Source organism: Pseudoduganella sp. R-31 (genome assembly GCF_049913235.1).
Lineage (GTDB): Bacteria > Pseudomonadota > Gammaproteobacteria > Burkholderiales > Burkholderiaceae_D > Rugamonas.
The window spans coordinates 5,660,731-5,672,458 of sequence record NZ_CP183986.1 but is presented as its reverse complement, the minus strand read 5'-3'; the positions used below and the strand labels follow the sequence as shown (position 1 = coordinate 5,672,458).

The 11,728-nt window shown below is 59.3% G+C and carries 10 protein-coding genes; 4 read left to right on the top strand and 6 right to left on the bottom strand.

All coding sequences use genetic code 11. The features are described from left to right. Window positions 1–89: 89 nt before the first annotated feature. The 4 genes from ACN9MY_RS25870 (at window position 90) to ACN9MY_RS25855 (ending at window position 5,630) form a co-directional block, all read left to right on the top strand. Window positions 90–1,421, top strand: a complete 1,332-nt coding sequence (locus ACN9MY_RS25870; RefSeq protein WP_426164189.1) for an MFS transporter — start codon at window positions 90–92, stop codon at window positions 1,419–1,421. A gap of 70 nt (window positions 1,422–1,491) precedes the next feature. Beyond that, complete coding sequence (locus ACN9MY_RS25865) at window positions 1,492–3,126, top strand: alpha-D-glucose phosphate-specific phosphoglucomutase (RefSeq protein WP_426336338.1); 1,635 nt, start codon at window positions 1,492–1,494, stop codon at window positions 3,124–3,126. A 10-nt stretch (window positions 3,127–3,136) separates the two neighbouring features. Further along, complete coding sequence (locus ACN9MY_RS25860) at window positions 3,137–4,756, top strand: alpha-amylase family glycosyl hydrolase (RefSeq protein ID WP_426164185.1); 1,620 nt, start codon at window positions 3,137–3,139, stop codon at window positions 4,754–4,756. Window positions 4,757–4,928: 172 nt separating this feature from the next. Next, on the top strand, window positions 4,929–5,630 hold the full coding sequence (locus ACN9MY_RS25855; RefSeq protein ID WP_426319067.1) for a hypothetical protein: 702 nt from the start codon (window positions 4,929–4,931) through the stop codon (window positions 5,628–5,630). Window positions 5,631–6,121: 491 nt separating this feature from the next. Here the strand turns inward: ACN9MY_RS25855 and ACN9MY_RS25850 are convergent, their stop codons facing one another. From ACN9MY_RS25850 to ACN9MY_RS25825, 6 genes are read right to left on the bottom strand one after another with little or no spacing between them, the layout of a single operon-like run. Further along, window positions 6,122–6,583 carry a GNAT family N-acetyltransferase gene (locus ACN9MY_RS25850; protein ID WP_426319066.1) on the bottom strand — a complete coding sequence of 154 codons (462 nt, stop codon included), beginning with the start codon at window positions 6,581–6,583 and terminating at the stop codon, window positions 6,122–6,124. A gap of 13 nt (window positions 6,584–6,596) precedes the next feature. After that, window positions 6,597–7,493 (bottom strand): tetratricopeptide repeat protein, encoded by an 897-nt coding sequence (locus ACN9MY_RS25845; RefSeq protein ID WP_426336337.1) that lies wholly within the window; start codon window positions 7,491–7,493, stop codon window positions 6,597–6,599. 50 nt (window positions 7,494–7,543) lie between these two features. Continuing rightward, complete coding sequence (locus ACN9MY_RS25840; protein WP_426319064.1) at window positions 7,544–8,086, bottom strand: DUF488 family protein; 543 nt, start codon at window positions 8,084–8,086, stop codon at window positions 7,544–7,546. Between the two features lie 20 nt (window positions 8,087–8,106). Continuing rightward, window positions 8,107–8,409 (bottom strand): hypothetical protein, encoded by a 303-nt coding sequence (locus tag ACN9MY_RS25835; RefSeq protein WP_426319063.1) that lies wholly within the window; start codon window positions 8,407–8,409, stop codon window positions 8,107–8,109. Between the two features lie 42 nt (window positions 8,410–8,451). Then, window positions 8,452–8,961, bottom strand: a complete 510-nt coding sequence (locus tag ACN9MY_RS25830; protein WP_426319062.1) for an O-acetyl-ADP-ribose deacetylase — start codon at window positions 8,959–8,961, stop codon at window positions 8,452–8,454. 26 nt (window positions 8,962–8,987) lie between these two features. Then, window positions 8,988–11,723, bottom strand: coding sequence for an alpha-1,6-glucosidase domain-containing protein (locus ACN9MY_RS25825; protein WP_426336336.1), 2,736 nt, complete (start codon window positions 11,721–11,723; stop codon window positions 8,988–8,990). Window positions 11,724–11,728 lie beyond the last annotated feature (5 nt).

Genomic DNA, 11,728 nt, shown 5'->3' with positions numbered 1-11,728 from the left:
GTCGAAAAATGGCGAATTTGCGGGCTGTCTGTAGATTGACAGCCTGAATTCGCCATGTTATTTTGCTACAAAATTACTCGGGGACAGTGATGCAAATGCATTCCATCATCAGCAAGCCGCGGCTGACCTTTTGGCAGTTGTGGAACATGAGCTTCGGCTTCTTCGGCATCCAGTTCGGTTTCGCACTGCAGAACACCAATACCAGCCGCATTTTCTCGACCCTGGGCGCGACCCCGGACGAACTGCCGCTGTTCTGGCTTGCTGCTCCGGTCACCGGCCTGCTGGTGCAGCCGATCATCGGCTACCTGAGCGACAACACCTGGCACGCGAAGTGGGGACGCCGTCGTCCTTTCTTCTTTGTCGGCGCCCTGTTGGCGAGCATTGCACTGTTCCTGATGCCGAATTCGAGCGCACTGTGGATGGCGATCCTCGTGCTGTGGCTGATGGATGCATCGATCAATATCTCGATGGAGCCATTCCGCGCCTTCGTCGGCGACAAGCTGGATGAATCGCAGCAGACCGCCGGTTTTGCGATGCAGACTTTCTTCATTGGCCTGGGCGGCGTGATTGCTTCACTGCTGCCAATGATCTTCACCAATTTCCTTCACGTCAGCAATGAAGTGGTCAACGGCGCGATCCCCGACTCCGTGCGCTACTCGTTCTATGCTGGCGGTACTGCATACTTCCTGTCGGTGCTATGGACCGTGTTGACCGCCGACGAACTGCCTCCGGAAGATGTCGAGAAGTTCCGCATGGAGAAGGCGCAGCGCCGCGGCTTCCTGTTCTCACTGAAGGAAGTGTTTGGCGGCTTCGTGCACATGCCGAAAACCATGGTGCAATTGGCTCTGGTGCAGTTCTTCACCTGGTTTGCGCTGATGGGCATGTGGGTCTTCACTACCCCGGCAGTTGCTGAAAACGTGTTCGGCACCACCGATGGCAAGTCGGCCATCTTCCAGGAGGCGGGCAACTGGGTCGGCAACCTGTTCGCGATCTACGGCGGCGTGTCCGCGCTGGTGGCTTTCCTGCTGCCTAAGCTGGCACACGTCACCAGCCGCAAAGTGGTGCACATGCTTTGCCTCGTGATTGGTGGCCTGAGCCTGATCAGCATCGCCTTCATCCATGACAAGAATATGCTGATGCTGCCGATGATCGGCGTGGGTATTGCATGGGCCAGCATCCTGACCATGCCGTACGCGATCCTGGCTGGCGCGCTGCCGGCCAAGCGCATGGGTTACTTCATGGGCGTGTTCAACTATTTCGTGGTGCTGCCGCAGATTGTCGCCAACCTGGTTCTGGGCCCTGTCATCAAGCACCTGTTCAACGGCCACTCGGTGAATGTGCTGGTGCTGGGCGGCGTCTCGATGGCGATCGGCGGCATCGTTTGCCTGATCGTCAGCGACTCGGCCAAGAAGGAAGCTTAAAGCCATCCAGCGGCGCGCACCGATCGCGCCATTCGCGGTAAAACTATCCTCTCATCCAGGAGGAGCGAATATGGCAATCCAGACGGTGACAACTACTCCTATCCCCGGGCAACGCCCGGGGACTTCGGGGCTGCGCAAGAAAGTCGCAGTTTTCCAGCAGCCTCACTATCTTGAAAATTTCGTGCAGTGCGTGTTCGACACGCTCGGCTCAGCCGCCGGCAAGACCCTGGTGCTTGGCGGCGATGGCCGTTTCCACAACCGTGAAGCAATCCAGGTCATCCTGAAGATGGCCGCCGCGCACGGCTTTGCACGCGTGTTGCTCGGGCAGGGCGGCATCCTGTCCACGCCCGCTGCAAGCTGCGTGATCCGCAAGTACGGTGCACTGGGCGGCATCATCCTGTCGGCCAGCCATAATCCTGGCGGCCCGGACGGCGATTTCGGCATCAAGTACAACGCCGCCAACGGCGGCCCCGCGCCGGAAGCATTGACCGAAGCAATCTACGAACGCACGCTGGCGCTGGCGCAATACCGCATCAGCGATGCACCCGATATCGACATCGATCCACCCGGCGCGCGCGCGCCCGTCGAAGCCATGGCGGTCGAAGTCATCGACCCCGTCGCCGACTATGCGGAGCTGATGGCGAAGCTGTTCGACTTCGCCGCCATTCGCCGCCTGTTTGCCGGCGGCTTTACCATGCGGTTCGACGCCATGAATGCCGTTTCCGGCCCTTACGCCCACGCCATCCTGGAGGGAATGCTGGGCGCACCGGAGGGCACGGTGATCAATGGCACGCCGCTGGCGGACTTTGGCGGCTTGCATCCCGATCCCAATCCGGTGAACGCCGAAGAACTGATCGACATCATGTGCGCCAACGCCGCGCCGGACTTTGGTGCCGCCTCCGACGGCGACGCCGACCGCAACATGATCGTCGGCCGCGATTTCGTCGTCACACCTTCGGACAGCCTGGCCGTATTGGCTGCGAATGCGACCGTTGCGCCAGGCTATGCAGACGGTATCGCCGGCATTGCCCGTTCCATGCCCACCTCGCGTGCCGCCGACAGGGTGGCTGCGGAACTTGGCGTGCCTTGCTATGAGACGCCAACCGGGTGGAAGTACTTCGGCACGCTGCTCGACGCCGGCAAGGCTACCTTGTGCGGCGAAGAGAGCTACGGCACCGGTTCGCGCCACATCCGCGAAAAGGACGGCCTGTGGGCCGTGCTGTTCTGGCTGAACCTGCTGGCCGTGCGCGGCGGCTCGGTGCAGGACATCGTCACGGCGCATTGGCAGCGCTTTGGCCGCCATTACTACTCGCGCCACGATTACGAAGCCATCGCAAGCGATGCGGCGCAGCTGCTGATGCAGGACTTGCGCATCAAGCTGCCCAACTTGCCGGGGCAGAAGTTGAACCATTACGAAGTGCAGGCCGCCGACGATTTCGAATATACCGACCCGGTGGACGGCTCGCACGCCAGCCAGCAGGGCGTCCGCATCATGATGACGGACGGCTCGCGCATTGTGTACCGCCTGTCCGGTACTGGCACCGAGGGCGCCACCTTGCGCGTCTACCTGGAACGCTACGAGGCCGATCCGGAGCAGCACCATATCCCAACGCAGCAAGCCCTCGCAGGGCTGATTGCAATCGCAGACAGCGTGGCGAGCATCGCCATGCACACAGGCCGCAGTAATCCAACAGTCATTACATAGGAAAAGCTGAATGAAACTTTCATCCCTCGCATTGTCCTTGCTACTTGCCGCTGGCGCCAACAGCGCATCCGCGGCGCCGCCCAAGCCCTTCCTTTGGGAGAATGCGACTGTCTACTTCCTGGTGACCGACCGTTTCGCCAATGGCGACAAGGCAAACGACCTGGCCTACGGCCGCAAGGCAGACGCTGCACCACTGCGCGGCTTCATGGGCGGCGATTTCAAGGGGCTGACGGCAAAGATCAAGTCCGGCTATTTCGACGACCTGGGAGTGGACGTGATCTGGACCACCCCGCCAGTCGAGCAAATCCACGCCGGCACGGACGAAGGAACCGGCAAGTCCTTCGGCTTCCACGGCTATTGGGCGCGCGACTTTACTGCGATGGACGCCAACCTTGGCACGGAAAAAGACTTCCGCGATTTCGTTGAAGCCGCCCATGCACGCGGCATTCGCGTGCTGCTGGACGTGGTGATGAACCACACGGGCCCAGTGACGGAGGCCGATCCTGTCTGGCCCGAAGGCTGGGTACGCACCGAGCCGCAATGCCAGTACAAGGACGTGCCGTCCACCGTAAGCTGCACGTTGGTAAAGAACCTGCCAGACTTCCGCACCGAGAGCGATGCGCCGGTGGAACTTCCGCCAGCGCTGGCAGCCAAGTGGAAAGCCGAAGGCCGCTACGAACGCGAAGTGAAAGAGCTCGATGGCTTCTTTACCCGCACCGGCTATCCACGCGCCCCGCGCTACTACCTGATGAAATGGCACGCGGACTGGGTTCGCAAGTACGGCGTTGACGGCTTCCGCGCGGATACGGCCAAGCACGTTGAACCTGCGGTATGGGCCGAGCTGCGCAAGGTCGCCCTGGCCGCGCACGACGAATGGAAAAGCCTGAACCCCAGGAAAGTGCTGGGCGATGGCCGCTTCTACATGCTGGCGGAGGTCTACAACTACAACATCGTCCATGGACAGGACTTCGATATGGGCGGCGGCGAGAAAGCCAATTACTTCGCCAATGGCTTTGATGGCCTGATCAACTTCGGCATGGTGCATGACGCGAAGGGCGACTACGAATCCCTGTTCAGCAAATACGCGACGCAACTCGCGGGTCCGCTGAAAGGGCATTCGGTCATGAACTATATGGATTCGCACGACGACGGCAATCCCTTCGACCCGGCGCGCCAGAAGCCGTTCGAGACAGCCAACAAGCTGCTGCTTGCCCCCGGCGCCGCACAGATCTACTACGGCGACGAAATCTCACGGCGACTTGACGTGGCCGAAGCGAAGGGCGATGCGAAGCTGCGCTCCTTCATGAATTGGGGCGACTTGAAAACAAATGCCAAAGTGAGGACGCACTGGGCAAAGCTGGGGAAATTCCGCCAGGCGCATCCTGCGGTCGGCGCCGGCGAGCATAAGAAGCTGGCGGACCTGCCGTACACCTTCAGCCGCGTACGTGGCGAGGACAAGGTAGTCGTGGCGCTGGATGTGAAGACCGGCCAGCCAGTGGATATCGCGGTCGGCAGCGTATTTGCAGACGGCACCAAAGTAAAAGATGCCTACGCCGGCGTCGCCTATACCGTGAAGGACGGCGTCGTTCGCACCAACGGCAAAAACTCCACAATCCTGCTCTCGCCGTAAGGCCGGCTTGGGTCCGGCTTGCCAGAAGCGCGCAGTTTGCGGCAAACTACCGGATTGTAAAAAAATCAATTCAGCGATGTTACGAGTAATTGCCTCCGTTTTGTCATGCCTGCTTTTCCTGAGTGGGTGTTCTGGCGTTCCAGACTGCGACAGTGGGCGCGCGGAGGACGAGATGGAGGCACACGTTTACACGATAGTATCAAGGGCTTTCGACGATGTATCGCAACGCGCATTGCAGAAGGCAGTGCAAAGCGCGTCGCAGAAGGCGTTTCCTGCGGCTATTCCTGTGCCGCCCCGGCACCAGGCGATGATTGACGCCTACCAGCCGTTCCTCGCGGTTGACCACGACGTCATGTGGCTCTTGCCCCGGCTTTACGCGCGGATGCCGGAAGGGTGGCAGAAAATTGGCCTTGGCGCTTACCTAAGAAAGAGCAACTTCAGGGAGCTTAGAAGCGAGATCAAGGTGAGGCTGACTGACCACGAGAAGCTCCCGGACAGGACTGAGGGTGGAATAAACTACACTAAGGTTTGCCGCGCCAAGCTGTGGATAGAATCCACTTCGAACTCAGCACCGAAAGTGGAGCCGATCACGCTGGTCTACTCCGCCAACTCGCCACCACGTACTTCGGTTCCAATCCACATTGGGATCAACTTCTTCGAGGCGTCGGAAGCGCCTTTACCATTTTCGCTCACCGAGATCGAGAAGATTCAGCTGATGATGTACGGCGCAACAAGAGATAAGGAAGCGCGGCCGAGGCCCCAGCGGCCGCTTGCCTGCATCCAGCGGGTCGGCCTGCGCGCGCTCCGCCTTCATGTCGAAGCTGCGGAGGCGGAGGGGAAGACGCCTTCCAGCAAGACGGATGGTGCTGCTTAAATTGACCCTCTTGAAAATAATTTCACTCTGCAGTGACCGGCCAGAAGCACTCGACCAAGTTCAAAACGAGAGTAAGAATTCGGGTTTACTTCAATGCAAATGCTAAGACCGATCAAATCCCTGCGATTTTGGTCGTTGATGCTCGGTGCAGCGTCCATAATGCCAGCGGTTTACTTCGCGTATCATAACTGGGTTTTCTCGCAATGGGCCAGAGAGCAAGCAAACAATGGTAACTTCGTTTGCGGCACTGGCATGGCCGCCTTGCTTGCCCTTTGCGTTGTGACTGGTGGAGCATTTTCTGTGGTCGGCAGTTTACTGGGCTTGATAGACTACTTCAGAACGGAAAAGCCTCGGCCAAAAATGCGACTATTGGAGACAGCGCTGGTCGGTAGCGCAATGGTTATGACAATGGTTGCCGCGTTCGTTTTAGCTTGACGCCATCCTGCCAATAACGTCCTTGCGCCTGGCAACAAGATACAAGTTTTTGCAGGTTATGCGATGACCTCCCCAAGCTTGGGAGCAAGCTGCATTTTGAGGTACATGATTTCATAGCCGGCGTAATGCCTCACAGTTTCACCAACATTCGAAAAACCATTCCGAGCATAAAATCGCAAGGCATCCACATTCGATTTTGCGACGTTCAGGGAAATACCTTCCGTTCCTCTTGCCAGCACGGCATCAAGCAGTGACTGCCCGATACCTCTGCCTCGCACCTCACCATCAACAAACAGAGCCCTCAATTGGCCGGCAAAAGTCGCCGCGAACCCACGTACTGTGCCATCGTCGAACACGATGACATCGGATTCGTCAAATGCCGCCAGGAGAGCTTCGTCCTGATTAAGTGGGGTGACGTTAAAAGGGCGGGACTCGAACTTCAGTTCTTCCCGCTTTGCTTCAAGATAGATGCGACAGACTGCAGGGAAGTCCGAGGCTTTGAAGTCGCGTACCGTCATTGCTAAGCAGTTCCTATTTGAGATCCGAAGCCGGCGGCTCGCATAACTCACAATCCCCTGTTTTGTCGCTTGGATTTTTCCTTGCTAGCGACAGAATCTTTTCCACTTCCTTCCGGCGGAGAGAGATTGTCTTGTCCTCTTTAACGCCGTAACGAATTGCGGCGTCATAAAGCACGTCAGCAGATTCCACTGCACCCGCGAGCAACTCCAGGTTCGCCCAATCGAGCAGCAGCCCTGCAACCACTTTGTCTGGAGCGGGCACGAACCAGATCCGCTCCGTCAGTTGGTAGCTTAGCGCACGGCCCATCGCGTACAGAGAGGTTGGCTTTCCATCGTTCCCGTTGGGAAGCTGTGCCGGAAGTCGCGGCATTGCATCATTGCCGAAGTCGAGATTCAGGATTGATTTTCCAGGAGTCTGCCGAGGAACTTTCCCTAACTTTGCATTCAGGATGTGAACATGCAGCCATTCAGTTCCAAAGTGGTCGTTTGGGTTTCGCTTCAGCCCTTCAAGAATCCATTTCAATGCATCTTCGTTCTGCCCCAGTAATTCGTGTGCAGTACCCAAGTTGGACGCTGTTTGATATTTCCCTGGGTACTTGTTCTCTATAAATTGAAGCAGTTTCACCGCTTCAGGCAACTTGTCGAAGCGGATCAGAACTGCGGACAATTCGATTAAATTGCGGAATGTTGGCGACTTGCGTACTTCTGCGACTGCGTACTTAGACCAAGGAATCAAAAAGGCTTTGTCGTTCGGTGTGATCAACTGGGGCTTGAGATCATTGCCCGTGTATGTGCCTGGTCTGATGATTTCGCCGCGGTAGTTGGTGCCGACCGAATTGATACATGCATTGGCTTGCAAGGAGGCGACTAATATGGCTGCGACGACCAGAGCGTGCAAAGTTCTCTTCATGGCGGAGATCGAAATTGAATCAGGATATCATCACGCTTGATCCAAAAAGCTCACCGATTTCCACGCTCTTCTTCGCCGGGATAAGTAATGCGTACCCCTTCAACGCTGGCAAATGGCGTCATCTTGTGTGGTCGCCGTTGTCGCGCGTCGATGATGTCGTCCACGTGCACGCCGCGGACCAGCAAAGCATCGGCTACCAGTGAGCGGTGACAGCGCCACGGCACTGCTTCGGCACACATCAGCACACAGCACTTGTTGCGCCCAAGTTCAACCACAGCATCGACGTTTTCCGCAAACTCCTCCGTCTGCATATAGTCGGCATAGCCGCGAAAGGACAGGTTACGCCAGCCAGTATTTTCGGAATCCTTCCGCGGACGACGCAACCCGCCAAGCCCGCGTAAATAACGGTATTCAATTCCTGCTGCGGCCAGCGACGCAGCTAACTGGTCTTGCCCAAACTGCGGATTATGCCGCGACTTCGGCACCGTCCTGATGTCGAGAAGGCATTCAACACCATTCTGGCGCAACAACCCGATGAATTCGTCGATTGAACGATTCGAGTGGCCGATGGTGCAGACGAGTTCCTGCGTCATGCTTAGCTTTCGCGATGGCGTTATCCATATTCTGGCATGAACGCACATTCATTTGCGTTCATCTGAAATGGCGCCCCAGCCTGTTGAGCACTCCATCCATTTGCAAGTGCATGCTTGATAAGTGAGGCCACGTGTCGTGGCCTCAATTTCAGGTATTTGTCCGCCGATTCGGGCTGGGGAAAATCAAGCCAGGGATCGCGGGTGCTCAGCCCCGCTATCTTAAGGATGCAGCCACTGCCACTTTCGGCCTGAATCGTCACGTTCAACGCAATATCGCCGTCGCGACCTGCTGCCGATGTTGAAATGATGTAGCGATAGCGCACTTGCCCCACTTCGATGCGTCGGCAATTTTTTTCCTGGAAGAGTCACTGAGTAAGGACCTCTTCGTAGACAGCCAGGTCGGCTTGGGAGAAGCAGCAGAAGATGATTTCTTTAATTCCTTGAAATTGTTCGGCCGCAGCGCGGACTGTCGCGACGGCGAGTGTTGCGGCCAAGTCGATCGGGTAGCCATAGATGCCGGTGCTGATGCTGGGGAACGCCAGCGTGGCTACGCCATGCTCGGCCGCCAGCGCCATGCTGCCGCGATAGCAGGCCGCCAAAAGCTCCGGCTCGCCGCTGTTGCCGCCGCGCCAAACCGGTCCTACGGTATGGATGATGTACTTGGCCGGAAGCCGATAGCCATTGGTCAGCTTCGACTGGCCAGTCTTGCAGCCGCCGAGAAGCCGGCATTCGTGGACCAGCTCCGGCCCGGCAGCACGATGGATTGCGCCGTCAACGCCGCCACCGCCCAGGAGCGAGGAATTTGCAGCGTTGACGATTGCGTCGACCGAAAGTATGGTGATATCGCCTTGAATCGCGCGAAGGGTGATTGTCATGGCTGGGCGGCCGGCGGCCTTTGAGTTTATTCAACGAACACTATAGCCGTCCTCGCCGGAATGGTGAAGCTGCCCGTTGCTGCGTCGTAGCGAGCCGCCGCGCCAGCTTGGACGGGATGCAGGCGATAAGCCTTGCCGGCTTCTCCAGCGGCGACGATAGTCTGCTCCACCTTGTCCACGTTGATGAAGTAAGCCACCGTCTTGAATCCCGCGCCTTCATAGCCGGCGCCGTCCAGGCGCGCCGCGACGACGGTTGCCACCTGATCCGGCCCGGTGTTCAGGAAGTGCAGGCGCTTCCTGACATCCTCCGCGGTCCGCATCCGGAACAGGGTGCTGCTGGCACGAATGCGCAGCAGGTCGCGGAAGGTGTCTCGTGCGAATGCGATATCGACGGGCGTTGGCTGCAGCGCGCGATTGGCCAGCAAGGGCTGGAGCAATGCGTAGTCCTTGCCATTGTCCGCAGCAGGCGGCAGGCCGGAACCGAAATAGTTGGTCTGGTAGGTCCAGTCGAGGCGATTGAACCAGTCGCCCGATTCAAAGCTGTTGCGGTCCATCGATTTCGAACGCAGGATTTCAAACCCGGCGTGGTAATACGCCACGCCCTGCGAGAAGGCGTTGATTGCCGCCGCCAGCATCTGCACGCGTGCGCGGTCGGCGCTGGTCGTGGATATGGGCAGCTTGAGGGCATTGATGTCGTACAGCGTCTGGTTATCGTGGTTCTCCACGTAGTTGACTACTTCGCTGGGCTGGCTCGCATAGCCGGCCGGCTGGCTGCCGCCGTACACGATGGCCTGCAGTTCCTTGGCTTCACCGGTAAAGGTCTGCATGCGGTAGCTGCGGATCGAGCCTGCCAGGCCGACCTTCACAAGGTCGGATGCCTTCATCAGGTCCGTCACGGGACGCAGGCCGGCGCCGGCGTTCGGGTCGTACACCAGGCCATTGATGAACCCCTGCTGCGCGACCATTTGCGCACCCGAATCTCCAGCACCGCCGCCGCGTACTGCGTCGCGCGCGCGGTCGCTGAATGTGCCGATGCCGCTGCCGTTCAGCGACAGTTGCGAAGCCTGCACGAAGCGTGCACCGTCGGCTACTTCGCCGAAGTTCCAGCCCTCGCCGATCAGGTTCACGTGTCGCCCGGCCGCTTTATTGACGCGCGCCTGCAGCGCTTCCATTGCGGCGCGCGGCTGGTGTCCCATCAGGTCGAAGCGGAAGGAATCGATGTGGTAGTGCTTGGTCCACAGTTCGGCCGAATCGATCATCAGCTTGGCCATCATGCGATTCTCTGTGGCCGTGTTGAAGCAGCAGGTGGAGTTTTCGATTTCGCCTTTCAGGTTCAGCCGCTGGTAATAGCCGGGTACGATGCGGTCCAATACCGAGCGCTCGTGCTGTCCGCCGCGGTAGGTATGGTTGTAGACCACGTCGGTGCCGACCCGTAAGCCGGTCTTGTGCAGCGCCATCACCATTTCGCGTAGTTCGATAATGCGGCGCGCGCCGTCGGCGGCATCGGTGCTGTAGCTGCCTTCAGGTGCGTTGTAATGCCAGGGGTCGTAACCCCAGTTGTAGCAGTCCTTCAGCGCGTTGACGCTGACGATTCTCTGCTGCTGGTCGCTGTCCGGCGCGCCGTGCACGACGGGGGCAATGCAGCCTTTTTCCGGCACGCTACCCAGGTCATATACCGGCAGCAGGTGCACGTCGGTCAGTCCGGCCTTGGCCAGCATGGCAAGATGCTTCATGCCGTTGGAACCGGTCTCGCGGAAAGCTGCGTATTTGCCGCGGTTCATGGCGCTGACCGACAGGTCGTTGATCGAGAAGTCGCGCACATGCAGCTCGTAGATCGACATGTCCGGCTGCGCCTTCACCTTGGCAGGCGGCTGGTCCTTGTTCCAGCCGGCGGGCTCCAGGCGCGGGTCGGCCAGGTCGGCGATGTAGCTGCGGGCGGAATCGGCGGTCAGGCTGACGGAATACGGGTCGGTAACGGCGTTGCGCACCAGGCCAGTTTTCGGCGCGACCACGTCCACCACGTACTTGTAGTAGCTGCCGGACAGGTTGCTGCGCGCGCTGGCGGACCAGATGCCGGTTTTCGCATCGGCATGCATGGTGGTGATGGATTTCGGCTTGCTGCTGCCGGAGTCGAAGACGCAGACGGAGACGCGTTGCGCGGTCGGCGCCCACAGCTTGAATGTGGTGCCGCCTTTGGCGATGCTAGCGCCAAGGTCGGTCGTTTGTTCTGCAGCGGCGTAGACGTCATCCAGCACACCCGGGACTTGCAAAGCCGTGGCGTCGCGCACGGTGCCGTCGGCATTCTCCTGCACCAGCACGAGCTGTTTCGGCAGCAGCGCCGGCAGGCGGGCGCGGTCGGCGGCGGACAGCGCGAGCAGCACGCCGTCTCCGGTATATCTGAAGCGCTCGGCCAGTTGCGGGGGCAGCGCTTCTGTCGTTGCGCTGAGCTGCAGCGCACCATCGGCTCCGCTCACGGTGGCGCCTTGCGGGGCGCTGATGCCGGCTGCGGTTGCGTAATAGAGCTTGAAGCTGCCTTCGGCCTGGGCGCCGGTCCATTTCGCCAGCCTGCCATCCAGCCACAGGGCGCGGGCGTCGAAGCCTTGCGTACGGGCCAGCACGGTTTCGTGCGGGCCTTCGCAAGAGGCCAGCGTGTGCGATGTCGCAGCAGTTGGCGCTGCGGTGAGGGCGGTGGTTGGCGCTGCCGCGGCGGAAACTGCCGCAAAAACCACCGGCAGGGCCGCGACCAGGGTGCGCTGCTTCATTTTGT

Bases quoted from the DNA above. Each gene is read 5' to 3' on its own strand.
- ACN9MY_RS25870 (WP_426164189.1), top strand. From the start codon at position 90: ATGCAAATGCATTCCATCATCAGCAAGCCGCGGCTGACCTTTTGGCAG.
- ACN9MY_RS25865 (WP_426336338.1), top strand. From the start codon at position 1,492: ATGGCAATCCAGACGGTGACAACTACTCCTATCCCCGGGCAACGCCCG.
- ACN9MY_RS25860 (WP_426164185.1), top strand. From the start codon at position 3,137: ATGAAACTTTCATCCCTCGCATTGTCCTTGCTACTTGCCGCTGGCGCC.
- ACN9MY_RS25855 (WP_426319067.1), top strand. From the start codon at position 4,929: ATGGAGGCACACGTTTACACGATAGTATCAAGGGCTTTCGACGATGTA.
- ACN9MY_RS25850 (WP_426319066.1), bottom strand. From the start codon at position 6,583: ATGACGGTACGCGACTTCAAAGCCTCGGACTTCCCTGCAGTCTGTCGC.
- ACN9MY_RS25845 (WP_426336337.1), bottom strand. From the start codon at position 7,493: ATGAAGAGAACTTTGCACGCTCTGGTCGTCGCAGCCATATTAGTCGCC.
- ACN9MY_RS25840 (WP_426319064.1), bottom strand. From the start codon at position 8,086: ATGACGCAGGAACTCGTCTGCACCATCGGCCACTCGAATCGTTCAATC.
- ACN9MY_RS25830 (WP_426319062.1), bottom strand. From the start codon at position 8,961: ATGACAATCACCCTTCGCGCGATTCAAGGCGATATCACCATACTTTCG.
- ACN9MY_RS25825 (WP_426336336.1), bottom strand. From the start codon at position 11,723: ATGAAGCAGCGCACCCTGGTCGCGGCCCTGCCGGTGGTTTTTGCGGCA.